This window comes from Leptolyngbya sp. FACHB-541, from assembly GCF_014695875.1.
GTDB lineage: Bacteria > Cyanobacteriota > Cyanobacteriia > Elainellales > Elainellaceae > JAAUTN01.
Window position 1 is genome coordinate 1 of the sequence record NZ_JACJPC010000077.1, and the last position, 26651, is coordinate 26651.

Here is a 26651-nt window from a genome sequence, read left to right on the forward strand (position 1 = left end):
CGTCTAACAGCATTTCAGGCCCTCCAGAGTCAGCAGGGTTAGCATAATAGCAGAGTTGTTCCCGTACTCTACATCTCTAGAGTGACGGGTATGCTATTTTCCCGCAAGTCCCTAAGTAAACGAATAGCAGTTAGCAAGTAAGTCCAGGTAGAGTTGTTACCAATATGTACAAGCACTGCACTACAGATCGAGTGAATGCTCGATTGTGTAGTCTCATATTGAATATTGGAATAACTGCTGCTGAAGCCAGGATTTAATTGCCTTGGCATCACGATTAAAACAATAAATCTAAAGAAAAACTTGCTGAAAACATATTCTATGTCTGGCTTTGAGAAGCATTAAACTAATGCTTCAACAGAATTCTCAAAGCCCTAAAATCAAAGTTCTGAAATTCTATGGCTCAGAACATTTAGCTATATCGCTGCTCTCATTTCAGGCGGATTGCAAGTATCCGGTCATGAATCAATGAAGAGCATTTACCTTGAGATGTCACAATCATCTTAGTCAAAGCCCTAGCATTGAGCCGACAGTTCATGTAGACTCTGCCTGAAACTTAGTTTTGTCTGCACCCTATCTTATAGTTATCAGATGCCTCCTCAGTTATACCACCTGGCTGCGTTCCTGGTTTCGGCTGTGGTAGTTCTTATTAGCACGCCGATTGTCAAAAAAATTGGACTCAAGAGCGGGCGCGTAGACATGCCGGGTGGACGCAAAGTTCACCAACGACCAATGGTACGCTTGGGCGGAGTTTCCATCTTTCTAGGAGCGCTTGTGGCGCTGCTAACCGTTTGGGGGCTAGGTGGATTTGGCTACCTGCCACCCGATAAAGAATACGAAATTTGGGGACTCACCTTTGGGGGGTTGGGCTTCTTTCTAATTGGGCTAGCCGATGATCTATTTGGTCTACCTGCACTGGTCAGGCTGTTACTACAGGCGATCGTAGCAGGGTGTGCTTGGCAGGTAGGGGTTCAAATCGATTTCCTCACCGTGCCCTTCCTGGGATTAGTCTCTCTGCCCGTTTGGATTAATCTGCCCATTACGATCATCTGGTTGGTTGGCATGGCCAATGCGATTAACTGGATTGATGGGCTCGATGGGCTTGCAGCAGGAGTCTCCGGGATTGCCGCCGTCGTCATGCTGGTCGTCAGTCTCTTCATGAATCAACCCGCCGCTGCTTTGATTGCCGCCGCCCTTGCCGGGGGTGCTCTGGGATTTCTCCGCTACAACTTCAATCCAGCCCAAATTTTTATGGGCGACGGGGGGGCTTATTATATGGGCTTTACCCTGGCTGGCGTAGGGGTAGTCGGGTTAGTCAAGAGCGTTACTACAGTTGCTGTACTCTTGCCCTATCTCATTTTGGCAGTGCCAATTTTAGATATGTCGGCAGTTATTTTAGACCGTTTACGTCACGGCAAATCTCCTTTCGTTGCAGACAAACGCCATCTGCACCATCGTTTACTCAACGCAGGGCTTTCCCATCGGCTAACGGTTCTATTTATCTATGCACTGACGCTCTGGGTTGGCAGTTTAGCGCTAGCCTTTTCTAATATCCCTAGCGGAGTTGCTTATGCAGTTGGGGCGACTGCATTGCTCAGCTATATGAGCTGGCAAGTTAGAAAACATGCCCGTCAGTAGGTGAATTTGATGAGCCATAGTGCTGAGACGAATAGTGCCGAAATTATCTGTGTGGGTACAGAGTTGCTGCTGGGTGAAATTCTCAACAGTAATGCCCAATTTCTGGCTCAACAGCTAGCTCAGTTAGGGATTCCCCACTATTACCAAACGGTCGTGGGAGACAATCCGCTGAGGCTACAAAAGGTACTGGCGATCGCCTGTGAGCGATCGCGCCTTCTGATCTTCACAGGCGGCTTAGGTCCAACTCCTGACGACCTGACCACCGAAACCTTGGCAGACTTTTTTGAAGTTCCGCTGATCGAGCGTCCTGACATTCTCGAAGACATTGCTCGTAAATTTGCCAGTCGGGGCAGAGTCATGTCACCCAGCAACCGCAAACAGGCGCTCATCCCCAAAGGCGCAGAAATCTTACCCAATCCCTGGGGCAGCGCTCCTGGAATTATTTGGCAGCCTCGGTCTGGGCTGACCTTGATGACCTTCCCCGGCGTTCCCAGCGAAATGCAGGCAATGTGGCAGCAAACTGCCGTTCCTTATCTTCAAAGCCAGGGATGGGGCAAGGAAATTATCTACAGCCAAACGTTGCGCTTTTGGGGCATCGGCGAATCCACTCTAGCTGAAAAAGTCGTTTCCTTTTTTGACCTGAAAAATCCGACTGTCGCCCCTTACGCTGGAAAAGGGGAAGTCAGGTTGCGAGTTTCTGCCAAAGCCAGTTCCGAAGCAGCAGCACTGGAACTGATTGAACCCGTCGCTCAGCAACTTCGTGAAATTGCTGGGGCAGACTATTACGGCAATGATGACGATACCCTTGCCGTAGCAGTTGGTAAACTGCTTCAGGATGCTGGACAAACTCTATCGGTAGCAGAGTCATGCACGGGGGGTGGATTAGGACATCTGCTGACATCAGTTTCGGGTAGTTCTAGCTACTTTAAAGGGGGAGTTATCTCCTATGATAACCAGGTCAAGATCTTGCTACTGGACGTTAACCCGGAAGATTTAGCACAGCATGGTGCAGTAAGTGATGTTGTCGCGAAGCAAATGGCGCTAGGAGTTAAGCAGCGTTTAGCGACCACTTGGGGACTCAGCATTACGGGAGTTGCCGGACCAACCGGCGGCACAGAAGAAAAACCTGTAGGCTTGGTTTACATCGGGTTAGCCGGACCAGATGAGCAGGTCGAAAGCTTCGTTTATTCCTTCGGTTCGCAACGCAGCCGTGACTGGATTCGCTGGATTAGTACCTGCAATGCGCTTGACCTGCTACGCCGCAGGCTCTTGATCCCCAGCAATCCTTAACAAATAATTAACCGACTTGATCATTCTGAAAGATTCGTTATGATCAAGGTGAACACTTTACGTTGACTTTATTTAAGCTAAGACTTTCTTGGCTTGATTAAGTTCCTGGTCTACGGCGAAGGAGCCTTTGGGTTAATGGATTACATCGAAAACATACTGGACAAGCTGAAAGAGTGGGCACGCAGGCTGATTGATGCTCTGTTAGGCCCAGAAGCTGAGCCTGAACCCGAACCCATTCCAATTCCTGTTAATGACCGCCGCCGATAGTCGTGAACCTTCTGGGTTAAGCGCCTCTTCAGAATCAAGCGCTCAATGGTTAGAATCAAGCGCTCAATGGCTGAGCATTTTAGTTCTGCATGGCCCTAACTTAAACCTCCTGGGTAAGCGTGAACCAGGCATTTACGGACATGAAACGCTGGATGGCATTAATCGCTCTCTAGATGAGGAAGGGCGATCGCTCCAGGTGAATGTTTCAACTATCCAGTCTAATCATGAGGGTGTGCTGATTGACGCGATTCACGAAGCGTTAGGAGAGCATCACGGTATTCTGATTAATCCCGGTGCGTATACCCACACAAGCGTTGCTATTCGAGATGCGATCGCGTCTGTCTTACTGCCAGTTGTAGAGGTCCATCTTAGTAACATTTACCGACGCGAGGCTTTTCGGCATCACTCTCACATTGCACCAGTGGCAATTGGGCAAATTAGCGGTTTTGGAGCTGACAGCTATCGTCTGGGGCTTCATGCGTTAGTTCACTACCTGAGACGGAACTAGTACTCAAGTTTTTACAAAAATTCGTTACGCTGGAGAAAGGCTGAGTGTTAAACCACTTGGTCTTTTTGCTTTTGAAACCGTTCATGACGGGACGGTGCGCTACTGGCATGGAGGAAAGATGCTGACAGAAAAACTTGAGCAACTCAAAGCTCTATTTACCGAAATGGGACAAGCGCTAGTTGCTTATTCTGGTGGAATTGACAGTACGCTGGTGGCAAAAATTGCCTTCGATGTGTTGGACGACCGCGCCTTGGCAATCACAGCTGAATCTCCCTCCTTATTGCCCGAAGATTTAGAAGATGCCCGAATCCAGGCAGCAGAAATCGGCATCGCCCATCAGGTGGTACAGACTCATGAGATGGACAACCCCAACTACACCTCGAACCCGGTCAATCGCTGCTACTTCTGCAAAAGTGAACTGCACGACACACTCAAACCCCTAGCACTCAAGTGGGGCTATCCTTACGTGGTAGACGGTGTTAATGCAGATGACCTGTCAGACTATCGTCCCGGAATTCAAGCAGCGAAAGAACGAGGAGCGCGATCGCCCCTAGCAGAAGTCGGTGTGACCAAAGCCGAAGTTCGCGAACTCTCAAGACTGCTGGGCTTGCCCTGGTGGGACAAACCTGCCCAACCCTGTCTTAGTTCCCGGTTTCCTTATGGTGAAGAGATCACCGTCGGCAAACTTCAGCGAGTTGGCAGATCTGAACGCTATCTGCGCAACCTGGGGTGGCAAAACCTGCGAGTGCGTTCAGAAGCGGATACTGCCCGCATTGAGTTGCTGCCTGAGCAAATCAAAGACTTTGTCTTGAAGACTGATCTGCCGGCTCTAGTTTCTGCCTTCCAATCCTATGGATTTCTCTACGTCACGCTTGACCTGGAAGGCTATCGCAGCGGTAAACTCAACCAGGTTTTGCAACCTGAACTTCTGGCTCAAAACTGATTGATGATATTGGCTAATTTTGAAGAGAAATAATCAGCAGGAGCGACCCCACTTTGAGAATTACGAGCTGGGGCCGGAGGAGTCTGTCGCCATAGGACAAAAGGAATGCTGAGCAGCCCCAAAATTAGCACTGTGCCTGCCGTGAGCCAGACCATCAAGCGACTAGGGCGATAGTCTGCTTGTTCAATTTGCCAGAACACCTGGTTGTAGCGCCACACGGACAGGACGATTACTACCAGTCCAACAACAACCAGCGCAATACCGAGAGTTTGATAGCTAAATATGGAACGGGCAGCAAGTCCGTCCTCAACAACGGCAGTCTGTACTTCTCGCAGGAACAAGCCAAATCGAGCGATCGCCAGCCCAAAGCCAATTAAGGCGATCGCTGTCCTTAGCCATGCCAAAAAAGTTCGCTCATTTGCCTGATGTTCTCGCTGGCGATCGATCTTGGGTTGCTCGTTCACACCGATCAGCGATAGTTGGTAAATTGCAGCGCGACAGGCAAGTCTTCCTGCTTTAAACGCTGAATCACTGTCTGCAACTCATCCTTAGATTTAGCCGAAACCCGTACCGCATCACCCTGAATTGAAGCCTGAATTTTATTAAACTCATCTCGAATCAGCTTTGAAATCTTTTTGCCAATTTCTGCACTGATTCCCTTTTTCAGCTTGATTTCCTGACGCACTCGGTTACCACTGGCAGACTCAATTTTGCCGTAATCAAAAATCTTCAGCGGCAGATTACGCTTAGCAGCTTTAGTTTGCAGCAGCGTATGCACAGCCTGAAGGGTAAAGTCGCTGTCAGTGTTGATGACGATCGCCTCATCACCCAACTCCACAGTCGTTTTGGTGTCTTTCAAATCATAGCGACTGCCGATTTCCCGCACAGTCTGGTCAATCGCATTGACCAACTCTTGGCGGTCAAAGTCGCTGACAATGTCAAATGAATACGTAGAAGCCATGAGTAAATTGAGATAACTACGAGAACTACTAACTATTAACTTTTAGCTAACTTTTAGCAGACTCATCACCATAAGCGTAGCAATACTAGCGGAACCGACAAGAAACATCAGCGATCGCAGTAACGGCACGCTCACAATATAGAAAACCGAGTAGAAGAAGCGAGCAGCCAAATAGGCGATCGCCGCTCCAACGACCAGGGTTGAATTCAGTTCCGTTACATACGCCATTAGCGCCGCTGCTGCAAATAGCACAAAAGACTCAAAGGAATTTTGGTGTGCCCAGGTTGCTCGCTGTGCCACCGCAGGCAGCTTATCAAACGTAGCCCGTGGTGCAGACATGTCATACCCTGCTGACAGCCGACCGTATGCCACAACTAAGAAAGGCAGATAAACCAAGATAGCTGCCCCAGCGATCGCATAGAGCAGCGTCGTAGACACAGGTAACTGTTCTAGAAAAGACATCACGCAGGCTAGTCAAAGTAAAACAACGTCACTAGCTTACGCTGATCTTCAGCATCCTGGCAGGTTTTTAACAGCGTATGGCTGTCATGAAAAGCAAAGCAAATAAGCTGCTGGCAGCGTGACACGATTTCCTGATTACAGACGGCGCTGGCTTCTGCTAGAGATAGCGTGTCATTAGCAGGATTTTCAACTAGGTGCATGACCTGATCAAGCTGATCACGAGATTCACGGGGTTGACGACTCAAGCTCTGAGGTAAAATCACCGTCAGCAAATTGGGGTCGGCCCGCATCGCTCCACGAATTGCAGCGGAATTAGTGCCTGTAGCGCCAGAGGTAAGGAGGCGATTACCCGATAGCACCAAGGCATAACTCATCAACTCAATCAAATGCTGATGAGTAATGGGTACATGACGCGACCCTAGCACCGCAATCCGCTTTGATCCAGCTTGCTGAATCGTTGCCAGCTCTTGCAAGAATTCATCTACGTTGGGCAGATCTACTGATTGGCTCAAAGACGGTATTGGGCTGAACGACCCAGCTATTTTAGCAGGTGTAGCGTGTCATCGAAACTTACCTTTAAGCTGAGAGAAAATTCTCAGCACAATCACAAACTCCACTACATTGAGAATTTGTCTCTCATAAAGGTCATAGTTTCTTCTAAGGCAGTGACCGGAGGACGCTTTACCGAAGTTGAATCAGGTTTACCAGCACAGTGCGCGCAATATTGGGGTTGCCCTGAAGGCAGCGACTCTGCCAAGCTGAGCCGTTCTATCATTTCAGCAGACAAATTTTCCATGGATTGGCTTTCGTTTCCACTTAAAAAAACGAGCGTTAGACTTCCTAGCCGAACGCGATCGCCATCTTTGAGCAAAAGGCTCCGTTGCACCTTTTCCCCATTCACATAAGAGCCATTACTGCTATTTAAATCAGTCAAGTAGAAGCCTTGATGGTCAACGTATCGAATCACAGCGTGACAGCGGGACAGTCGCTTATCGGCGATCGGCAAAGTCACCTGACGAGAATCGCGACCAATAATCCAGGTATTTTGAGGCTGAGAGAGCATCTGTGTAGTGCCATCCCGCAAATTAGTTGTCAGATAAATTTGGCGATTTAGCACCACTCCCTGAATGTAGGGAAACATCATCCCGGGTAAAGCACTACCTCTTGAATTCTCCAGGTTAAGAATTTCATCCAATAACCCTCGATGATGTTCATAGAGCTTTAGAAACAACTGATACAGCCCTAGACGCTGCTTCAATTCTGTATTCTCTACGGTATCTAATAATTCTGATGAGTATTCGGCTAAAAAATTTGCGTTAATCATATCTAGCTTGGGCTGGCTGGGCGTGAAAAGTCTCACTGTCCTCCTTCTAATGGCTGAAGCGGTTGAGGACAGTGATGAGTGAGCTTGATGAGCGTTAAGACCTTGTGGGGATGCCCCTGATCTGACTAATCATTCCATTCGCAGATGCTCAACTAAACTGAGGTTCTGTGAGCACCAAACTTAGACTAAGACCTCTCTCTGCTGGAGATAACCGCAAAATTACGATCAAATACAGAGTTGCAGGCATTTCGGGTAGTGAGATCTACGGAATCTAGACTTTGCGCAAAAAGCTCAATAGCTCTCGGTTCACGGTTTGAGGAGCTTCTTGTTGAATCCAATGACCACAGTGAGGCACCAACTTGATTTGAAGAGGAGCATTGACAAATTGACTGATGCCCTCAGTTAGGGTTTGACTCAGCAAAAAGTCGTCTTCGCCCCATAACACTAAGGTCGGGACGGTAATTGGGTCAGGCGATCGCCCCCAATTGCGAAACCAAATCTGGGGAGCCAGCCATTGGCGGTAGTGGTTAATCGCTGCAGATAGGACACCTGGTTTTGCTAGAGCTGCCCGATAAATCTCCGTATCCCTGGCAGTGAATGCACCCTTACGGATCGCCTGTTCCTGAAACAGATTCTTGACAAAACTCTGTAAGTTCTGCTGGATCAACCACTCTGGCAATCCAGGAATCTGAAACGCTAAAACGTGCCAACTGCGCCGCAGTTGATCCAGATTGCTGACCATTTCCTGCATGAAGTGCTGCGGGTGAGGTGCATTGAGGATGGCAAGGCGATCAAGGTACTGGGGAAACTTTTGGGCCATGTGCCAAGCGATCGCCCCACCCCAGTCATGTCCCACGACGTGTGCTCGTAAATAGCCCAATCCTTCGATCAAGCCGCGAATATCGGCACTGAGCGTATCCAGGTCGTACCCACTTTGAGGTTTGTCGGAATCGTTGTAACCACGCAAATCGGGCACCACCACCTTAAAATGGCGTGCCAAAGCTGGAATTTGATGTCGCCAAGAGTACCAGAATTCTGGAAAACCATGCAGCAGAATGACTAACTCCCCTTCGCCTTGAGTAACACAATGTAAGCGAATCCGATTTGTCTCAATGAAGTGGTGCTGCCATGCAGAACTAAGTGCGGTCATAGAAGTTGAAGAGAACAGAATATTAGGTCTTTTTCGCTACTGAAGCCTAAATCTCCGGACTACTTGCATGACGCTGGCAGACCAGAGCAAATCTGGAATTCTAGCAAGTTAGCTGCTTTCGGCAGTTGAAAGTTAGCAAAAGCAGATGGTTATGAACAATACGGCTGTCAGTGCTGTCAATATTGTTACATCTCACAGCCTACTTCTGATGATATTCAGAACTAGCTACAGCATTGTCACTAAAAAGCATCGTGGTAAACTCAATCTCAAATCTCAACCAGAACTCGGCTCTGAGCTTAAAATTCTTCTATCCCTTCTTCCATGAGTAATCCGCTTCGGAGACTCAAATTTCTGCCCTGGTTGCCTCTTTTTCAGGTAGCTGCATTGGCTACAGGTTTAGCTTTTGTTGTAGAGATTTTGTTAATTGCAGGAACCCAATTCTCTCCTATCGCTGAGACGTTGGAAATCCTATTTCAGCCGCCGCTCGCTTTATTCGTTTTACTTGCGGCTGCAGTTGGCTTGGGAGCATTGGCTGCCCTAATTTTGGAGCGCTTTCACCAAAGAGTTGTAATTAACACGTCTGTGCTTTGGGCGCTGATCTTGTGTGTCATGGTAATGCTGATGGCGCGATCGCTTCTACAACTTCCTGTCCTTTTTCTTGCACCAGATTACATGACCTTGATGGGAGTTTTGCTGGGTGTGTTCTGGCAAGGAAAAGCATACTGGCGGTGATACTAGCTACCAGAATCAAGCTCGGCTTCTTCTGGCAAATCTAGATCCAAGATGGCATCTACGGTTGACGGGCTAGTTGCGTTGTTTAGAGTAGTTGCGGCGACCTCAGGATCAGTCCGAGTTGAATCTGGAGTGGAAGTGGGCGCAAACGTCGGGGGAACTTCCTGGGCAAACAGACGGGCGATCGCCTCTTCTTCGGCAATTTCTTGAGGTGGTTGGCTAGCAGCAACTTCGGGTTGAGTTGGAGGCATTTGGACTAGCTGAGGTCTAAGACGATCCGCTTCAATGGCGCGGGCGATTGCCAACAGCCGCCGTTCCTGATCGCTGGAAATGCGGTGCAGATTATTGCCTAACCCTGGAGCATCCCACTCGCTAGTGTCTGGATCAAGGAAGGAGCGAGTTCGTGCCCAAAGGACTGCATCTGAGCCGCGCATTCCCATCTCGTGCGCCTGTTCCAGCCAGTCAATATAACCTCCTCTGCTCAGAGCCGCCCTTGGGGCTTGATTTGCGAGATCAATGCCGTTTAGTCTTTCCTCTAAAGTCAATTCGAGATTGTGAGCGATCGCCTTCTGCTGTAGGACCTGAGCTTGTTGTCGCAACCTTGCCAGTTGCTTTGCATCTGCTTCTTCAGGTGAACTCGCTCCGTGCTGGTAGGAAAAACTGCCCAAATTCCAAACGCCATTACCCGGATCAACGTGTCCATAGTAAGCGGGGTTGCGATGTCCATCTGGGGTGCGCGTGCCCTCTGCGCTACCGACTGCCCTGGCAACTAATGAATCAGAACCCCCCTCAAACAATCTGGCTTCTATGTCCTGCTCCTGAGTAGGGGGTGTGGGTGTGGAAGAGAGAGCAGAATTAGGGGTGAAATTGCCTGAACTCGCTGCCAATTCTGCTGAAGGAGACGCCTGTGGAGCAGGAGCTACAGCAGGAATGTCGAAGCTCAGATCCGCAGGCTTGATGGGTGATTCAGGCGAAATAGCTTCAATTTGTGGTGGGGGAGATGAAACAGGTTGGGGTGGTGGCGGTAAGGTGTTGGTAGGCTGATCTGAGACTCCAACTGGAATTGCAGTTGCCTGAGTCGGAATTTCTAGCGGTTTTACCTGAGGTGGTGCAGTATCAACAGGAAGCGCTGATGCTACAGCAGGCGCTTGCTCGACCCTTGGTTTAGGTGAACGGGGAGAGAGATCAAAGCTTAGAGCGAAGTCATCTGCCCGAGCAGCTACACCGTTACTTAGCGCAATTCCAACAGAAAAAGGGGCGATCGCCATCCAGCGCAACAAAGACTTACAGAGGGTTTTCATGGCTTTTTCAAAGTTCGCTCCAGGATGTCTACGGCAGGCTCAACCAGGGCCCACCTGCCATCAGGCTGTCTTCTTAGTGCCGCAAACTGAAGATATTCGCCTGACCCAATCGCTTCTCCCTGGCTGACTTGCCCTAAGTTAGGACGCTTTAGTCCACACAGGCGAAACAGGTAAGCCGGAATTTGAGGCGTAGAAAAAATGACACATCCTTTGACATTGGGTTGGACTCTGCCGTCGAATGGGGCATAGACTGAATCGCCTTTCAGCTGAATCGAGATATCGCCCAATCCGCCCAATACTCGGTGTCCGGCGATCGTATCTCCAGGTGCTAATTCCCAGTCCTGGTAAATTTGAATTGCTCGGACTGCTTCTGTAGGACGGTTGCTACAGCCCGTAACCGATAGCAATAACGCCAGCGCCAAGCCAACTTGTCTAAGTTTGCAGATAAATTTACTGATGGCTAAACTGATACCCCGCATACTCATCGTCCTCGTAGAGAATGACCAGCCAGGTCTGAGGGTCAAATTCAAGAGGATACGCTTCTCGTTCGGCCGCAACGCCAGCCCGAACTTCTAAGCTCGGCAGTTGGCAATAAGGCTCTTTTAGAATGTCTCGAACTCTTGCTTTTGGATCTCGCTCTGGCACGATGAGCAGTTGAAGCAGTTGCTCTCTTGATAGCGCAACCTCTGACTTCACGCTGCTCGGGCAGACTTCACCCTTACTGCTACTGGAACTGCCCGAAGGAACCATACCGCGTACATCTATCAGCAGCCCCACAAGTGCAAACATCAGCCCGCCTGCAAGCAATGGTTTTAGAGTAGATCGTTCAGAATCATGGTGCTTCATCTTGTCCCTCAACTTCTAGAAACACAAAGCAGGACAGCACAATTAAGCGCCACGCGCCTAAGAAGATAGACATCACAGCAGCCTTCCTCCAATTAGCAAACCAGCCATGACGAGAAATAGACGGTAACCCCAGATCGATCCGGTTTCAGGAGAAACAGCAATTTGGTAGATGGCGATCGCCGCTGGCGTTAAAATTAGAGCCACGATTGGCAGCCACAGCCCTGGAAATGATGCCAGCACTAGATCGATTCCCACTCGCGCGATCGTCGAGCCAATCACCCAGATCAATGCATCTGGCAAGCTAAAGGAAGGTACTGCTACGGGTGCAGCGTGATTTCGGGAAGCTTTGGAGGCTTTACGGCGACGAGCAATTAACTGGCTGGTCAGTTTGGAAAGTTGTTGCCACAGCAGTTTTCCCCAGACTCCAGCCATTTCAAGAAACAATTCAGGTTCGGCAGCGCGACGTCTTGACACACCAACATGCTTTTGAGGTGAAGCAGAACCCGGTCTGCCTGCTCGGTAACGTAGCGATTGAGCCATCAAAGTTGCTTCTCGCTCTGCCTTAAACAAATCGATTGTTCGCGTCGTGATGATGAACGCCCCGTTGGGTTCTCGCTCTACACAGGGCACTACTTCTGTTAAGTATTCACAAACAGGAATTTCAGATGAAAATTCCTCTGCATCTTCTGGAAGGGTCTGGCGCTTGCGTTCTAGCCTTTCGGCGATCGCCCTGAGTTCTAGAAGAGCCGCCTCTTGCGCTATAGAGAGTTGATTAACTCGTTCAGCCTGAGCTTCTAAGCGTTTAATCTCTTCAGCGATTTGCTCTGCAGACGTGACACGAGGTGGCTTCAGGTTTAGCTGCTGAATCTGAAGCTGGGAAGCCGGACGTTGCGGCAGTACTTCAATGGGTACAGAAAAGTTGTCAGGTCGGCTACTCGCTAGAGTTGCTGAAGCAGAACCATTCCTCTGAGGAACATGAACTTGGGACGGAGGAGAATACTGATAAGCTGGTTTACGTCCGCTCTGAAGCGCCTGAAGCTTGGCTTGAATGGCTTTAATTTCTGCTTGCGACTCTTTCATATCAGCTCCTTTGGGGTACCTGACTACTCTGATATTTGCTGATGCCTTAGAATTAGTACAAGTGTACTATAAATAAACTCTTTTGCATCCCCCTAGCAAAATTTGTGACAGCCGTATTCTTGGGCAGATTTTCCCTGCTTCAGCCCAACGAAAAAGAAATAGAGGGAGTGACCCACAGGTCACTCCCTCTATTTCTCTTCTATTAAGTTGTAGTTAAACAATCCGTCTGTTAACGGACATCATCATTGTTCAGATATGACCTAGATTCGTAGGGTTTGTCTCCCCCGTTCACATCAGGTGAAGAAATTGGAGCTTTAGGAATCTCGATGACCGGACGGTCTACAGCAATCATCAGCGCAGTGGTAGAAACATCAGGGACATCGGGAAACTCAGCAACCTGCGGTGCAGGAGATTGGTAACCCGGAGAAAACACGTTCGATAGTACACCCACGAATGTTGCGGCGATCGCCACCCCTGCCCAAGCCAGAGCTATTTTGGGTCGGCGGCTCAGCCGAGAAAAGACCTGTTCCGCAGCTTGTTCTGCGGATTGTTCGGGAGCAGGGATGGGAAGAGACTGCATTCCCTGACGCAATCTTAAAAGACGGCTGTATAGGCGCTGGACTGTTGGATCATTCTGTAACCAGCCTTCAACCTGGCGACGCTCCGCCGCAGTTACTTCGCCATCCAGATAGGCACTCAGCAGCTCAAAGCGATCACGCTTTAAGTTATCTAATGCACCCAAGGGCTGCTGATTGTCCATTCCATCCGCCACATCACGGTGTGACGGTTGATTGGAATCGTTACGAGCACCAAAATTAGAGGTCATTTTCAGATTGGAAAGTCAAGTACCAGGTCATACGTAGCAACGAAATCGAGCAAGTGACTGACGTAGTGGCAAACGATGCTCATCTAGTCAGATCATAGGTTAAGTGGCTTGAAACAAGCACCAACCTGAAGCAAAATCATTAATTCGGCGTAATCGTCTCTAACCTGGTCCATTGCTCATCCACCTCCTCAATTGACCTTGTTATCGACCATCAAGATAATTCTGCAACTGATACTGTAGCCGCTGACGCGCCCTAGCAATCCTAGATTTTACGGTTCCTAAAGAAACGCCTGTAATCTCGGCGATCTCTTCATAGGCCATCCCTTCAATTTCCCGGAGTACAATTGTGGTCCGAAAGACTTCGGGTAAGTCGGCGATCGCCTCGCGCAACTGGTCATAAAACTCGCGAGTGATTAAATCTTCTGCTGGCCCGGGATCATCCGAGGCAATTTCCCAATCCATCTCACCATCTTCCACAGATCGAGGTGCATCAAGAGACAATGGACTGCTGATGCGCTTACGTTTGCGGAGTTCATCATAAAACAGGTTGGTTGCGATACGACTCAGCCAACCGCGAAATTTAGAGGGTTCTTGCAATCGGCGAATATTTCGATAAACCCGAATCCAGACTTCCTGAGCCAGATCTGCGCGATCTGACCAATCAGGAGCCAGATGGTATAGCACCTTTTCGACGTGGGACTGATAGCGGCGAAGCAGTTCAGCGAAAGCGGCTTTCTCAGGGCGTAACCCAACTTGACATTGCAGGATCAGGTCATAGTTAGAGAGTTTTTCAGCTTGCACTGGAACTTGAGGCATTGCCCCAGCCACTGACCAAGATACGGGAAAAGGATGACTCATCGGCAACGCTTGACTATGAGAGGTTCCGTCTTTTGATGACGCTGGCATGTCTGAGAAGTTCCCACAGATACTGCATAAGGTTTACTAGGCTGCAAATCCGCATCAGGTCTTTTTCAAGTTTGGCTGAGCGGTACAGCTAGGAGTTCACGACTCAGAGTGTCTGAGAACTGAACTGATCAGAAGGTTTGCTCATCCTAAAACTTCCAGAAATTTTAAGCTTTAGTTTTGAGTTTTCCACCTGAAGCAGCTTAACTTTATCGTCTTCAGCGAAATGGCTGAGCCAATCTGTGGGACGGTTTTTGATCTGCACACTGATCAAGCTTTGGCTCTGGCTCTAGTTTTGAGCGATCGCCAATACTCTATAACTAGCTTCAGCACGGTAATTGAGGCGCTGATTCATAAAAGCTTTATTAAGATGGCTGGCACCCTATCGCAACGATGAACCTCTTAATAAGAGGACTCAAAGTGAACTTTGCAAGTTTCCCAAAAAATGCTCAAGTTAAATTTAGTCCAACCCAAGCCTCAATCGGGTCAGTTGACTTAACAAGGTGCATTCCGGCTTCTGCAAACCGCTGAAAGGCAGACTCTCCCTGCTCGGTGAAGTCAACCACACCGGGTACCACAACTGGAGACGAACAATCTTCTAGCAGGTATACTTTGCTTGCCAAGGCTGGATCAGTTGCTTGAATTTCAGTTAATAAATCATCGATCGTCCAGGCAACACAGTGGCTTTTGGCTTGACCGGCGATCGCGATCGCATCAAATTTCAGCAGCTTTTGTAGAAATTGAGTGTTTTTCTGGGCGATCGCTCGCTTTTCCTGGTCCTCCAGCACCTCAGGCTGAAGCACCGAATAGTTTTCTGTCAGAGGATTGCTGCCCTTGATTTCCAGGTTGGTTTGGCTTTGACGAGCTAAATTGTGAAAAAAACAAGCTTCCTCAAACGCAGACACCAAAGCGTGCCCCACTCCGCCCAGCATGGAATGGTAAGGCCAAATCGTCAGAGGATATTTACCAACTGAATCAAGCTTGCGAACGTAATGCAACGCATAGTTTTGTAGTGCGGCGTAGTCCATCTGCACCACTCCATGAGCAATCGCTGGATTAACCTGCCAGACTCCCTGCTCCACATCCGCTAGGGAAATCATCGTCATTGCGGGCGGGTGCTCCCCCGCCTGATTCACCCAAAACACCGCATGAAAAATTTGAGTTGCAGTGTGAGTGTCCATCGTCGGTGCAATTTCGCTAATTACCCCCAAATTGCGATAAATGAATTCACATAAGCGCACGTTGTCCTCCACGGCACCCATGCCTGATCTGCCGCCTACAAATAGCTCAAACCCAGGAATACAAAACGTGTTTTGGACATCGATTGCTAGCAGACAAATTTTTGTCTTGTCATCCACAGCAGATTGCAGTTCGTGCTGTCTTGCCCAACTTGCAGCCTCTTTTGCCCGATCCTGATAGGGAACGCGCCACACTTCTCCTACCTTTGCTGAGTCAAAGTGTGTGGGAATCGGAAGTTGGGTTTTAGCACTCATCGTCTTCTCCTGGTTTTAGGATCTTTTGAAGCTACGTAGAATGAAGTTTATGCAAATTAGCAAAGTGGGCGTGGGGAACTACTTCCCCACGCCCGCTCTACTTATATTCGATCTAATCAAATACAAAAAATCTTGGAGACCTTAAGAAATCAGAAAGGGCATCGACGACTGACCGTGTTTCGTCTCGATGCCCTTGCTGGTTCGCTCCTCACACTGACATAACTCTAGCAGACCCCCTCCGATTTGTCATTAGTTTGAAGGAAATTTCACAACGGTGTGACACGCTTCACAACTTCATAGGTGCACAAACATCTAAGCCTTCTTCTAGTAAAGCTTTTAGAACAGCTTGAGTTGCCAGTACGAGTCCTAACCGAGCTTGAGCTAATTCTGGTTCAGCGGTTTTAATCTCTGCAAAGACACGACAGGCGGCGTGGAATTTGATGAAGTTTTGGCTAAGGTTTTCGCCTACCTTCAGGATCGAGCGCTGAGAAGGTGCATCAGAAAGTGTATCTACCGTGGCTACAAGTTGAGAAATGAGCTTGTGTTCAGCGGGGTGTTGGAACCGCAGTAACTGCCTTGAATTGAGCCAGGGAAAAGGTTTCGGTGTTAAAACAGACTCCAACTGAAATTCACTAAAGCTACATTCAGATGAATTTTTTGACAAACTCAGCAGTCCTACTTGTTGAGCCAGATAAATTTGAGAACAACATCGCGCGTGAGCGTACTGCAATTCAAATAACCTGGTAGAATTACGCAAAAGTTGGTTATCATTTTCATGAACATTTTTCTGCCTAAGGCGATCGCCCAGGCGAATAGACCGTTCAGTTAGGATTTGTAGCCAGCTAGCCAGCCCCAAGTCACTGAGTTGCAGATGAATCCATCCTGAGGGGACAACCTTAACAGTGAAGTTGCGCCAAAGCGCATCAGACAAAGGTTGATGGACTATAGCTTTGTCTCCAACAGCTTTTATTGAATTGGTTAAATACGCACTGATTGTCTGAGCATCGATTGTTTGAACAACGTCCACTGATTCACCTGGTAGCCTTGAGAGCTTTAGAGCGATCGCGGATACGTACTCAATCTCAGAAGTGCCTCGATTAATTCGGTTGAGCGGAACAGTTTGAGGCTGCTCTATATCTTTAGATAGATAGCCTTTACAAGATAGATCCGATACCTTGTCTCTGCGTATTATTTCCTTCGACAAACGAATAGCTTCTTGTATTTGTCTGATCAAAATTGGCTTTAGGGCGATATGTGCAATATCGGTCGAGAGCAATTTCACTGCAATCTGTTTGTTACTTACGACACACAGGAGCTTTCCTTGTTTGCCTAATAGCAAAATTTGTCAAAAAAAGCTCACTTTCATAATAAGGAGTAGTTCTGTAGTTCAGTCTGCGTCATGCAATAAGAGGACCTACGTATTTTTCCCTACCTGGATAGGGTGAGATGAAGTTAAGCTTGGCTTACCCTGTTGGCCAATTTCGGTTTGAGGAGTTGAGTCCAGCCCCCTAGCGCACTCAATTCATAAATGATTTCCCAGAGTATTCACTGATTCTTCGAGCTTCCGACTATGTACTCAGTATCCTCACAACAACCCGAGACAGCCCGTCCTTTCCTCACTTGGCAAAGAATTTTGGACTGGGCTCAAGAACATTATCGCTGTCGGACTTTTGCCAAGGATGAGAAGATCCCGGCTCGACCTGGACTCCTTTATTTAGTTCAACGAGGAGCTGTGCGATTAGTGGGCGAAGCTCAGGTGAGCGCAACTGCCAGCAACTCTTCTCGTCTACCCCGAATTAATTCTGAAGAAGCATTCTTAGGGTTTGTGGGTGCCGGACAGCCTTTTGAGATTGTGGCTCAGTCGCCTTTTACATTGCAGAGTTTTGCCCATGTTGACAACACTGCTGTGATTTGGATGTACTGGCACGACCTGGATAATTGGCCACATTTTCGCCGTGAAGTGCTGGATGCTTTTCGCTATCAGCATCAACGCAAGCTTTTGTGGCTAAGTACGCTGGGGCAGCGTCGCACCATTGACCGCCTGTTAGGGTTTTTGACCCTGCTAATTGAAGAGTTTGGTGAACCTTGCGAGGAGGGATATTGTCTGCCTTGGGCATTGACTCACGCTCAAATTGGTAGCGCCATTGGCTCAACTCGGGTTACAGTAACCCGCTTGATGGGTAAACTCCGACAGCGATCGCTAATTCGTACCTATGGCGACAATTTACTTTGTTTGCCTGCTGAATCTGTTATCCAGCGATAAGCCAAACATTGCTGTAGCCTCGCAGGCTCGGACAAAATAGCTAGGAGCGCCTCTGCTGATAGAAGGGGCGCTTTTTTTGCCGTCTTTAACGAATTCGGACAAACCCAGACTCTTCAATTAGTGCCTGCCCTTGATCAGTGAGCAGTAAATTGGCGTAAGCTTCTCCAGCTTGCTGATCAATTTGACCGTTTTGCTTAACCACAACAAACAGTCTGCGGGTAATGGGGTATGCACCAGTTTGAAATGCATTGGAGTTGAGTTGAGTCCGCTCAGCCGAGCCGCCACATTGAGAACCAACAATCAACGGCTCAACGTAGGGTGCAACAAAAGAATCGCCAGAACGGGCACCCAAGGGAAGGGGCTTCACTGTGCATTGACCTACAATCTCCGGAGCCGAGGCATAGTAAATTCCACCTAGATTAGTTGAAACTTCTCGCAGGGCTTGCGTGGTGGTGTCGATAAAGCTGATATTGCTGCCAAAATTTTGTCCACCCAGAATGTTTGCGACAAAAAATTCTACGGTGCCACCATCGTTGACCCGACGGGAGTAGGGGGTGATGGGTAGGTTAGGGCCGCCAACCTGGCTCCAGTTTGTAATTTGCCCGGTATAAATATCTCTCAGTTGATCCAGAGTTAGCCCAGGAAGGTTGAGGTTAGGGTTGACGGCGATCGCCATCCCTTCCAGTGCTACCGGAATTTCTCTCAAGGTAAAGCCGCGCTGTTCTGCTTCTTGATACTCTTGGGGATTGAGAGAACGCGAAGACTGAGCAAACGTAAGCTGATTGTCGAGCAGCATCCGAATGCCGCTAGCAGAGCCAGGTGTTTCTCCTAAAGGAGGGTTGGTGTAGCGCAGTTGATAGCCAGACCAAACACTCTGAATTACCGGATCGATCTGCCCACGAATAGGTGCCCAAGTTGTGCTGCCACCATAGCTAAACAAACCAGAAGGAACGTTGGGCACTCCTGCAAAATTGTCTGCAACAGGGACAGGCGGCGGTGCAGACGACGAACTGGAACCCGATGTGGAAGAACCTGGAGTTCCTCGCCCAAGCAAATCGCCAACCCCAGAACTGGAGCGGGTAAACCACCAAGCGCCAGCGCCAATCAAGCCGATCGTGATCAGCAGAGAGAGGATCAAGGCAGGTGTCTCGTTCTTTTGAGCCATAGTTGCTGAGGTGCGATCGCACACCCTTTATAGTTCTACAGAATAGTTCTATAGATTTAAGGCTTGATTAACCGATTTGAATTGTTGAAGCAGTCGCTACTGCACAGGCACGAAATCGTAACCATAACCAGAACGAGATCCTGGTTCAATGATCACAAGCTGCTCTGCCTGATTGCGATCGCCCGACGGCAAAAACCGAATCGTACCCGTTGCGCCCTCGGTCGCAAAGTTGCTAGCACTTAGCGTTTGTTCAATACCTTCACGGGTCGGGTTACTTTTCAGACCCGCAACTAAAGTCTGCGTTGCGTCATAGGCCATAGCTGTTCGCCAGTTAACATCGCCTCCCCAGAAGTTTCGAGAAGATTGAACAAACGCTGCTTGGGGGTCCGAGAGAATGTGCCAAGGCACTGCAACCACCATATCAACAGCAGCTTCTCCACCTACCTGAAGCGTCTTGGGATTGTAAATACTATCTCCACCGAGCAAGCGCAATTGCCCACGATTGACCGTTACGACTTGCAGCGCTTGATCAAGCGTAGCCGTATTAGCAATCAAGACCAGGACTTCAGCGTCCTGTGAAGCAGCTTGTTGAAGCGTATCTGCGGCGCTAAAAGCGGGGTCAGCCAGGTCAAACTCTGCCAAAATCTGTCCGCCATCCCCGTAAAGTGCCGTTGTAAATTCATCCTTGAGTGACTGGCTGTAGTCACTCTCAGAATTAAAGTAAATTGCAGCATTTTGAGCTTGCAAGGTGTTGACCATGTAGCGAGAAAGCGCTGCAGCAGTAAAGCGATCGCTAGGCACCGTACGAAACACATAGTTACCAACTTCTGAAAGCTGCATTGACGTACTCGTTGGCGAGATCATTACCAGCCCAGAATTCTGATAAATTTCTGCCGCTGCCAGCGTAGCCTCACTACCAAAGTGCCCGATCACACCCAACACCTCTGAGTTTTCTGTTAGCGCTTCAGCAACCTGTCGGGACACCTGGGGGTCGTTGTCATCATTGGCGATCAGCACCTTTAGCGGCACACCGTTGATGCCACCTGCCTGGTTGATTTCGGTTTGAGCCTGAGCAACACCCCGAAGAATTTCTAGAGCTGGATTTGCAGAAGTTGCTGCTGGAACCGGAACGGCAATGCTGTAAGCGGTCTGATCGCCGATCTGAGCGTTGTTGAGATAGATCAATGCCTCCGGATCGTTTCGATTGGCTTGGAGCGCGGCTTCTAGATCGGAAACGGCCTGCTCAAAGTTGCCAGAGGCGATCGCTTCCACGCCTGCCTGTTTTTCAGGCGATGTCTCCGCAAACAAGACTCTTTCTCCTGAACTCAGGCGCTCTTGAGTCGGTGTATTGCTTGCATTTTGAGGAGAATCAGAATCACCATTTGCCGCTGTTGGATTTTGAGCTCCTGGAGTCAGCGCTCCTGGAGCAAACCGATTCAACACCCACCAGGCTCCACCACCAAGCAGCGCTAACGTCAGCAACAGGGACACGATTAAAACAGGAGTTTCATTTTTCTGAGCCATAGCAAGTTCGCACCTCTCTTACATGTCTCTTAGATGAAGCGGGACAGCAGCGCATAAATCAGGCGGAAAATAACCGTAATAGCGATCGCCAGCAGTCCTACCAACCCTGCCAGAATGACTAGGGTTGAAAGCGATTCTCCTGTTCGCAGCACCACGAAGGCAACCACCGCTAGTGTCACTGCCCCAATAATCGGCAAGTCCCATCCTTCAATGACGCGACGGGTTTGAAGCAAGACTAAAACGGCGATCGCCAATAGCGGTAACCCAGCACTGAAGAGCAAAGACCCCGAAAAGCTATAAATGGCGATCGCCAGCAGCCCTGCTTCAAAGCCGGTAAATCCAGCGCCTCTAATCAATTCCAAGGTCGAAAAGGGGCGTACAGCAGGCTGCATTCCGGGTTGAGCAGCCGGGTGCATCGCGACAGGAGCGGGTGTAGGCGTAGGTGCAGGGGATGGCGCAGGCGCAGGACTAGAAGGGCGGGGAGGAGGGGGTGCCTTCCTAACAGCAGCGGCTGATCCAGATGAGGGAACCGGGGGTGGCGGAGGCGGGGGTGGGGGTGGAGGCGGGGGCGGTGATGCAGGTCTGGCAGTTGGGCCGGCAAGCGCTTCTAGCACCTCATCCGCCGACTGAAAGCGCTGTTTAGGAGACTGCAGCAGCATTCGGTTGAGGATCGCTTCCAGGCGATCGCTCACCTGAGCATAGGCTCGCCACGTCCATTCGTTGCCATACGAGTCATACAGTTCATCGGGTTGCTTTCCCGTCAACAGCGTAATGCAGGTAACGCCAAGCGCGTAGAGATCAGTCGCTGGATAAACCACGTTACCCGCCATTTGCTCGGGTGGCGCAAAACCCATCGAGTAAATTCCAGTTGAGGCCCTGCCTCCTTGAACTGCGGCGGCTGAAGTCAGCTGCTTGACCGCCCCAAAATCTAGCAAAAACAGCCGACCGTCCCGATGGCGCATGATGTTGGAAGGTTTGATATCACGGTGAATGGAGCCGTTGCTGTGAACAAACCTTAGCACCTTGAGAATTTCGGTCAGCACTTCCAAGACTTCTGCTTCAGAGAACTGTTTCTTTTGCTCCAGTTCCCGCTCCATGTCCTGCCCGTCAATAAACTCTTGCACCAGATAAAAGAAGCGATCGGGCTTATTAGGAGTGCGACTGGGTACATCTAATTCAAAGAAAGCCAGCAGGTCAGGAATCTGAGGATGTTTGTTGCCCAATTCCTCCAAGACCTCGCCTTCCCGCTCAAATAGCTTTTGAGCCATTTCTAGCTGGGCCGGACTGAGATCACCCGCAGGCTGAAACTGCTTCACCACACACTGGCGCATCGCAGGCGTGTAGCGATCGCGGGCCAAGTACGCAGCCCCAAAACCACCCCTGCCCAGCAGCTTTAGCGGTACATAGCGCCCCACCAAAATCAACGGCATCCCACAGGCTGTGCAATATTTTTGCTGCACTGTCTTCAGCGTCGCGCTGTTATCCAGGTCAGCAAAATGGTTGGCGGGTCGAGGGCAAACTGGACGGGTGCAGTGGACTTCCATAAACCTCGTGACTTACTTTCCCCCAGGCTTGGAGGTGGTTGCCTCCAATGAGAGCGGTTCAACCGGCTCAGCTGCATCTTGATTAATCCTATCGTCTACCGCAACAGGCTTATGGCTGGCAAACTGCGGCAAGATCTCTTTAAAGAAAGCCTCTGCCGCCTTAGAGCGATAGCGATTGGGATTGATAATCACCGAAAGTGTGCGATTGACAACCACATCTTCAATCCGGGCGCGATGCAATACGCCCATTTGCAGCTCTTTTTCAATCGCTGAGATTGATACAAAAGCAGCACCTAACCCAGCCTGAACTGCATTCTTAATTGCTTCAATCGAATTTAGCTCCATTTCGATCTTGAGGCGACGAGTTTCGATGCCGCAGCGCGTCAAAACTTGGTCAATCACCTTACGAATTGTGGATTGAGAATCGAGGGTAATGAACTGGAGTTTATAAAGATCTTCTTTTTGCACAGTGCCCAAATGGGCAAGAGAATGCAAAACAGGTAAAATCAGCGCAAGTTCGTCTTCTGCGTAGGGAATAATTTCTAGCGAGTCCTGTAATTCAGGAGGCACTTCACCGCCGATAATGGCCAAATCAATCTGCCCGTTTGCTACGCTCCAGGCAGTGCGGCGAGTGGAATGGACGTGAAGCTGCACCGCTACGTCTGGGTAATTCTGCCGAAACAAGCCAATCATCCGAGGCAGCAGATACGTTCCTGTAGTTTGGCTTGCCCCCACAATCAAGGTGCCACCTTGAAGATTCTGTAAATCTTCGATCGCTCGACAGGTTTCCTGGCACAGCGTCAAAATCCGATCGCCATAGCTGAGCAACAGATGCCCCGCCTCGGTCAACTGTGCCCGCCTGCCACCTCGGTCAAACAAAGGCACATCCAACTGTCGCTCCAGGTTTTGCACCTGAAGGCTAACGGCAGGCTGGGAAACATAGAGACTATCAGCGGCACGCTTAAAGCTTCCCTCGGCAGCGATCGCCTTAAGAATCCGCAACTGGTCCAAAGTAAAAGGAAGGTCAGACATGAGTGCTAAACCTGAAAGGAGATAAGGCCCAAAGGCTGAGAACGAATAGACCGATTAGGAAAATGGGACGGTGGAGAACCATAATGGATGGATATCTGAGTCGGTAAGCAAGTCACCTGATAAGCAAATCACCTGAGTTGATCAAAAATCACAATGAGCAGATTAGCCCTCCCTGGATTACCGTTTGGCATATGCCGCACTGAAGTAAACAACTTATTGCTTAGAGCGTCCTTATGAAGCGGGAGGTTGTCCAGGACTTTCTGAATTTACCAGGAATTGCGGGAGTTGCCCTAATGGATGGGCGATCGCGCCCGTACTTTTTTGGCGTGGATCAATCCCTTAACTTTCAGCAGAAAGAGGCCCTGGCTCAAGGCATCCAACAGGTTGTAGAGACAACCCCAGCAGACTTTGAATTCTTTGAATTTCAGTTCACCGGGCATCAAGTCTATATCTACAAGCTAAATCACGGCATTATCCTTCTAGTTCTAACAGGGAGCAGTCTGGTTTACCCAGCTTACCTACAGGCGGTTGAACAGCTAAAAATCGAGCTTCAAGAAGACATCGCTAACACGATCGCCACCTTTCGTCTCCTGGCTGGCAACATCACCTTATCCAACCAAAACTACTGGAAACAGCGTCCTGAGGTGAACGCGGCGGCTGAAGGTCAATCCCCTTCAGGGTCCACTAAACTGGAATCTCCATTTAAAACCCACACTAAAAATGGCACTCCGACCCCATCGTTAAACTCAGCTAACAAACATCTAGATAGTCCTCCTACTCAAGCGCAATCTACAGCTTCTGCCCCTCTCACCTCCCCTATAACCGACCAGATCAACCTCAAAGAATTGTTGCTGGCGCTTAACCACCTTAGCCAGTTCACCACTCAGTATTTAGGCACAACCGTCGTCAACAACTACTGGAAATCTAGCCGCCCTGCCGTGGAATGGCTGAACAACTTTCAGATTGATCGGTCTGCTCAAATTACCTTCTCAGCCTCTATTGCCAGCTCCGACTTCATCACCATTAATCAACATCAGTACATTCAACAGTGGGTATCTGCCTTTATCGAACGCTGTGCCAAAGTAATCCGTGATTTCCCCCTCATCATTCGGCAAGCGGCACTCGATGATGAACAGAAAAGGCTCTTATTAGCGGATAAAGCTTAATTATTCTTCAAGGAAGATTCACCATGGCAAAAGTGGTCAGGCTAGAACCGATCGCCCAGGAAACCTCTGTTGAAACCAACGGCAATTTGCTGTCTGTCTTGATCAACAAAGACCTGGACGTGTTGCGGGAATGTGGTGGTCGTGGCATGTGTGCAACCTGCCATGTCTATGTGACAAAAGGCATGAACGCACTCACCCCGATCAACCGCCGAGAACAGCGCACCCTGGAAGTCATCACCACCTGCAAAACGAACTCTCGGCTAGCTTGCCAGGCCCGGGTTATGGGCAACGGGGTGGTTGTAGAACTGCCGCCCGGTATGTATATCAATTCTTTACAAGATATTGAAGCGCTGATCGGGCGACGTGCTGACCAGGATTTGCTTCACCCGATTACAGGACAAGTGCTTGTTGAGTCAGGGAAACTAATTACTCGCTCTACACTCAAGCAAATTGCAGATACCACCAGCTTTAAGCTAGGGCAGTACTTCTCTCACACAACCGATGCTTAAAGTAAGGACAACCGATGCCGAACAACTCCTGTTACTTACATTTCAAGCTAGGGAATTCTTGATAAAAGTTAACCGACTGGAGAGTGAGCCGGAATGTTGAGTCAACTGGAACGCCTAAGCTTGAATGTAGATGGTCGGTATGCTGCAGACGACGAACTTCAGTTTGTCAGCGACTATGTCCAGTCTTTCTATTTAAGAGTTGAAACCTATCAAAAGCTTCAGGCGGCAGAAGCATCCATTGTCCAGCAGGTGCAAGCGCGAATGCGGGCGATCGCCCCTGAACTGCTGAAGAACGGGAGTGAAGACCTCAGCGCCAAGTGGAAGCGCGACACGATCCGCGTTTTGCGCTATTCAACCATTGCCATGCTGTTAAATGACCCCGATAGCTTGCGCGATCGCCTCTTGGTCTGGATGCAAACTATCATGCGGGCTTTTGGCGCTCAACGAAGCTGCGACATGACCTATCGGATTATGCAAGAAGTTGTCAAACAGCACCTCACTCCCATTCAAGCTAGCCTCTTCTGCCCTATTTTGGAGCTAAATCGTCGCTCACTGGGAGTGACGGCTTAACTCCAGCAGTTTTAAGCAGCTTTAGAAAAATCAGTTTTTAACCGGAGGTATAGCCTTGCTATGCTTCCGGTTTGCTCTTTAAAGTTTAATTTTTAGGCAAGGCATAACTCACTAATAACGTTTCTCTAAAAAGAGGCTACAGATGGAAGGGCACTCCGCTCCGCGAGGTGCCCTTCCATCTGTAGCCCTAATTTTTGGAATTGGTATATACAGGTAAAGTATGTAAGTTCTGATAGTCTCTAGGTGAAGTAGGGATAGAAGCAATTGGACGAACAGCCCAGTCAGAACATTGAGGTAACACGAACTTACCTGCAAATGACTCATCCTGATGATCTGAAACCTGCCAGGATTGAGGAGAATTTTCAGGACTCTGTTGAGCGCGCGCGAATTGAACGGGTGGTTAACTGTCCTGCCTCTTTTTATCGCTATCTCTACACAGAGGTAGGACGCGAGTATTATTGGTGCGATCGCCTCCCCTGGAGCAATGAGCAAATTCTTACCCATCTAAATCAAGCTGGTGTATCCGTCTGGGCACTGTATTGTGACGGCGCACCTGCTGGATTTTTTGAGCTAAAACAGCACCCCGATCGCTCCACCGAAATCGCTTACTTTGGGCTACTGCCAGAATTTACCGGGCGTGGACTTGGCAAGCATTTACTCACCTACGCAGTTGAACAAGCCTGGAGTATGAACCCCGATCGGGTCTGGCTACACACTTGCACCTTAGATTCACCTGCGGCTCTCCCCAACTACCTCAAGCGCGGCTTCCAACCTTTTAAGCAAGAGCAGTACGTCACTTCTATAGAGTCGTAGAGATATTAGTTGGACCGAAGCCCCTGGCAGATACGCTCCTATTGTTTGGTTGGCGATCGCTAATCCGACTAGGAGAAAGGGGCATAGGAATTTTATAGAGTTTTCACCACTCAGCAACCTCACGTCGCGAACCTGGTAGCCACCTTAATGCCCCAGGCTACCAGACTTTTGGGAGTATTCTTTGCCTCAAGCTTGCTTTACGCGGGCTTTATAGAGTGACATCTTTAGTGACAATCATTAAAAATCTGCAATAAACTAGTACCGAACTTTACTTTGCTTAATAAAACTGGGGTATCATCGTAATTGACTAGGTAATTGTTCTTACCGGATCTAATTTTCCAGTG

At 49.2% G+C, this 26651-nt stretch carries 30 protein-coding genes; 12 read left to right on the forward strand and 18 right to left on the reverse strand.

Features of this window, described 5'->3' with window-relative positions; all coding sequences use genetic code 11:
* The first annotated feature begins 588 nt into the window (after nucleotides 1-588).
* From H6G00_RS17000 to larE, 5 genes are all read left to right on the forward strand, one after another.
* Nucleotides 589-1635: an MraY family glycosyltransferase gene (locus tag H6G00_RS17000; protein ID WP_190797668.1), complete on the forward strand. Its 1047-nt coding sequence runs from the start codon at nucleotides 589-591 to the stop codon at nucleotides 1633-1635.
* Nucleotides 1636-1644: 9 nt separating this feature from the next.
* Nucleotides 1645-2925 carry a competence/damage-inducible protein A gene (locus tag H6G00_RS17005; RefSeq protein ID WP_190797669.1) on the forward strand — a complete coding sequence of 427 codons (1281 nt, stop codon included), beginning with the start codon at nucleotides 1645-1647 and terminating at the stop codon, nucleotides 2923-2925.
* Nucleotides 2926-3018: 93 nt separating this feature from the next.
* Complete coding sequence (locus H6G00_RS17010; RefSeq protein WP_190642823.1) at nucleotides 3019-3192, forward strand: hypothetical protein; 174 nt, start codon at nucleotides 3019-3021, stop codon at nucleotides 3190-3192.
* A complete protein-coding gene (gene aroQ / locus H6G00_RS17015) occupies nucleotides 3176-3700 on the forward strand; it encodes a type II 3-dehydroquinate dehydratase (RefSeq protein ID WP_190797670.1) in 525 nt (174 codons plus the stop codon). The genes H6G00_RS17010 and aroQ overlap by 17 nt, the downstream gene beginning before the upstream one ends.
* A 118-nt stretch (nucleotides 3701-3818) precedes the next feature.
* Complete coding sequence (gene larE / locus H6G00_RS17020; protein ID WP_190797671.1) at nucleotides 3819-4643, forward strand: ATP-dependent sacrificial sulfur transferase LarE; 825 nt, start codon at nucleotides 3819-3821, stop codon at nucleotides 4641-4643.
* Here larE and H6G00_RS17025 read toward each other — a convergent pair.
* From H6G00_RS17025 to H6G00_RS17050, 6 genes are all read right to left on the reverse strand, one after another.
* Nucleotides 4634-5107: a DUF202 domain-containing protein gene (locus H6G00_RS17025; RefSeq protein WP_190797672.1), complete on the reverse strand. Its 474-nt coding sequence runs from the start codon at nucleotides 5105-5107 to the stop codon at nucleotides 4634-4636. The two genes, larE and H6G00_RS17025, sit on opposite strands and share 10 nt — an antisense overlap.
* A gap of 5 nt (nucleotides 5108-5112) precedes the next feature.
* Entirely contained in the window at nucleotides 5113-5604 is a 492-nt protein-coding gene (locus H6G00_RS17030) for a YajQ family cyclic di-GMP-binding protein (RefSeq protein WP_190642804.1), read from the reverse strand.
* A gap of 42 nt (nucleotides 5605-5646) precedes the next feature.
* Nucleotides 5647-6066 (reverse strand): MAPEG family protein, encoded by a 420-nt coding sequence (locus H6G00_RS17035; protein WP_190797673.1) that lies wholly within the window; start codon nucleotides 6064-6066, stop codon nucleotides 5647-5649.
* Between the two features lie 8 nt (nucleotides 6067-6074).
* Nucleotides 6075-6578 (reverse strand): DNA recombination-mediator protein A, encoded by a 504-nt coding sequence (locus tag H6G00_RS17040; RefSeq protein ID WP_190642802.1) that lies wholly within the window; start codon nucleotides 6576-6578, stop codon nucleotides 6075-6077.
* 104 nt (nucleotides 6579-6682) lie between these two features.
* Nucleotides 6683-7426, reverse strand: coding sequence for an FHA domain-containing protein (locus H6G00_RS36700; RefSeq protein ID WP_190797674.1), 744 nt, complete (start codon nucleotides 7424-7426; stop codon nucleotides 6683-6685).
* A 235-nt stretch (nucleotides 7427-7661) separates the two neighbouring features.
* Nucleotides 7662-8540, reverse strand: a complete 879-nt coding sequence (locus tag H6G00_RS17050) for an alpha/beta hydrolase (RefSeq protein WP_190797675.1) — start codon at nucleotides 8538-8540, stop codon at nucleotides 7662-7664.
* A 321-nt stretch (nucleotides 8541-8861) separates the two neighbouring features.
* Here H6G00_RS17050 and H6G00_RS17055 point away from each other — a divergent pair, with 321 nt between their 5' ends.
* Entirely contained in the window at nucleotides 8862-9272 is a 411-nt protein-coding gene (locus H6G00_RS17055; RefSeq protein WP_190797676.1) for a peptide chain release factor 1, read from the forward strand.
* A 2-nt stretch (nucleotides 9273-9274) separates the two neighbouring features.
* On the opposite strand, the gene H6G00_RS17060 is transcribed toward H6G00_RS17055, so the two are convergent.
* From H6G00_RS17060 to H6G00_RS17085, 6 genes are all read right to left on the reverse strand, one after another.
* Nucleotides 9275-10573 carry a hypothetical protein gene (locus H6G00_RS17060; protein ID WP_190797677.1) on the reverse strand — a complete coding sequence of 433 codons (1299 nt, stop codon included), beginning with the start codon at nucleotides 10571-10573 and terminating at the stop codon, nucleotides 9275-9277.
* Entirely contained in the window at nucleotides 10570-11052 is a 483-nt protein-coding gene (locus tag H6G00_RS17065) for a hypothetical protein (protein WP_190797678.1), read from the reverse strand. The genes H6G00_RS17060 and H6G00_RS17065 overlap by 4 nt, the downstream gene beginning before the upstream one ends.
* A complete protein-coding gene (locus H6G00_RS17070) occupies nucleotides 11024-11362 on the reverse strand; it encodes a hypothetical protein (RefSeq protein WP_242042316.1) in 339 nt (112 codons plus the stop codon). The genes H6G00_RS17065 and H6G00_RS17070 overlap by 29 nt, the downstream gene beginning before the upstream one ends.
* A 129-nt stretch (nucleotides 11363-11491) precedes the next feature.
* Nucleotides 11492-12499, reverse strand: coding sequence for a hypothetical protein (locus H6G00_RS17075; protein WP_190797679.1), 1008 nt, complete (start codon nucleotides 12497-12499; stop codon nucleotides 11492-11494).
* 229 nt (nucleotides 12500-12728) lie between these two features.
* Complete coding sequence (locus tag H6G00_RS17080) at nucleotides 12729-13325, reverse strand: zf-HC2 domain-containing protein (protein ID WP_190797680.1); 597 nt, start codon at nucleotides 13323-13325, stop codon at nucleotides 12729-12731.
* 201 nt (nucleotides 13326-13526) lie between these two features.
* Nucleotides 13527-14183 carry a sigma-70 family RNA polymerase sigma factor gene (locus tag H6G00_RS17085; RefSeq protein WP_190642792.1) on the reverse strand — a complete coding sequence of 219 codons (657 nt, stop codon included), beginning with the start codon at nucleotides 14181-14183 and terminating at the stop codon, nucleotides 13527-13529.
* 271 nt (nucleotides 14184-14454) lie between these two features.
* Here H6G00_RS17085 and H6G00_RS17090 point away from each other — a divergent pair, with 271 nt between their 5' ends.
* Nucleotides 14455-14625 carry a hypothetical protein gene (locus H6G00_RS17090; protein ID WP_190642791.1) on the forward strand — a complete coding sequence of 57 codons (171 nt, stop codon included), beginning with the start codon at nucleotides 14455-14457 and terminating at the stop codon, nucleotides 14623-14625.
* 52 nt (nucleotides 14626-14677) lie between these two features.
* Here H6G00_RS17090 and H6G00_RS17095 read toward each other — a convergent pair whose 3' ends face one another.
* The gene (locus tag H6G00_RS17095) at nucleotides 14678-15721 is read right to left on the reverse strand and encodes an isochorismatase (RefSeq protein WP_190797681.1); all 1044 of its coding nucleotides are present in this window, start codon (nucleotides 15719-15721) and stop codon (nucleotides 14678-14680) included.
* A gap of 286 nt (nucleotides 15722-16007) precedes the next feature.
* Complete coding sequence (locus tag H6G00_RS17100) at nucleotides 16008-17003, reverse strand: DALR anticodon-binding domain-containing protein (protein ID WP_190797682.1); 996 nt, start codon at nucleotides 17001-17003, stop codon at nucleotides 16008-16010.
* Between the two features lie 288 nt (nucleotides 17004-17291).
* Here H6G00_RS17100 and H6G00_RS17105 point away from each other — a divergent pair, with 288 nt between their 5' ends.
* Nucleotides 17292-17984, forward strand: coding sequence for a Crp/Fnr family transcriptional regulator (locus H6G00_RS17105; RefSeq protein ID WP_190642788.1), 693 nt, complete (start codon nucleotides 17292-17294; stop codon nucleotides 17982-17984).
* 85 nt (nucleotides 17985-18069) lie between these two features.
* Here H6G00_RS17105 and H6G00_RS17110 read toward each other — a convergent pair whose 3' ends face one another.
* The 4 genes from H6G00_RS17110 to H6G00_RS17125 form a co-directional block, all read right to left on the reverse strand.
* On the reverse strand, nucleotides 18070-19149 hold the full coding sequence (locus tag H6G00_RS17110; protein ID WP_190642787.1) for a substrate-binding domain-containing protein: 1080 nt from the start codon (nucleotides 19147-19149) through the stop codon (nucleotides 18070-18072).
* A 96-nt stretch (nucleotides 19150-19245) separates the two neighbouring features.
* Entirely contained in the window at nucleotides 19246-20673 is a 1428-nt protein-coding gene (locus H6G00_RS17115) for an ABC transporter substrate-binding protein (RefSeq protein WP_190797683.1), read from the reverse strand.
* Between the two features lie 29 nt (nucleotides 20674-20702).
* Complete coding sequence (locus H6G00_RS17120; RefSeq protein WP_190797684.1) at nucleotides 20703-22217, reverse strand: serine/threonine-protein kinase; 1515 nt, start codon at nucleotides 22215-22217, stop codon at nucleotides 20703-20705.
* A gap of 12 nt (nucleotides 22218-22229) precedes the next feature.
* Nucleotides 22230-23249, reverse strand: coding sequence for a LysR family transcriptional regulator (locus H6G00_RS17125; protein WP_190797685.1), 1020 nt, complete (start codon nucleotides 23247-23249; stop codon nucleotides 22230-22232).
* Nucleotides 23250-23482: 233 nt separating this feature from the next.
* Between H6G00_RS17125 and H6G00_RS17130 the strand changes: the two genes are divergently transcribed.
* The 4 genes from H6G00_RS17130 (at nucleotide 23483) to H6G00_RS17145 (ending at nucleotide 26307) form a co-directional block, all read left to right on the forward strand.
* Nucleotides 23483-24415, forward strand: coding sequence for a hypothetical protein (locus H6G00_RS17130; protein WP_190797686.1), 933 nt, complete (start codon nucleotides 23483-23485; stop codon nucleotides 24413-24415).
* A 23-nt stretch (nucleotides 24416-24438) separates the two neighbouring features.
* Nucleotides 24439-24924, forward strand: a complete 486-nt coding sequence (locus tag H6G00_RS17135; RefSeq protein WP_190642782.1) for a 2Fe-2S iron-sulfur cluster-binding protein — start codon at nucleotides 24439-24441, stop codon at nucleotides 24922-24924.
* A 93-nt stretch (nucleotides 24925-25017) separates the two neighbouring features.
* Nucleotides 25018-25494 (forward strand): phycobilisome protein, encoded by a 477-nt coding sequence (locus H6G00_RS17140; RefSeq protein ID WP_190797687.1) that lies wholly within the window; start codon nucleotides 25018-25020, stop codon nucleotides 25492-25494.
* Between the two features lie 264 nt (nucleotides 25495-25758).
* A complete protein-coding gene (locus H6G00_RS17145; protein WP_199318548.1) occupies nucleotides 25759-26307 on the forward strand; it encodes a GNAT family N-acetyltransferase in 549 nt (182 codons plus the stop codon).
* The last annotated feature ends 344 nt before the right edge of the window (nucleotides 26308-26651 follow it).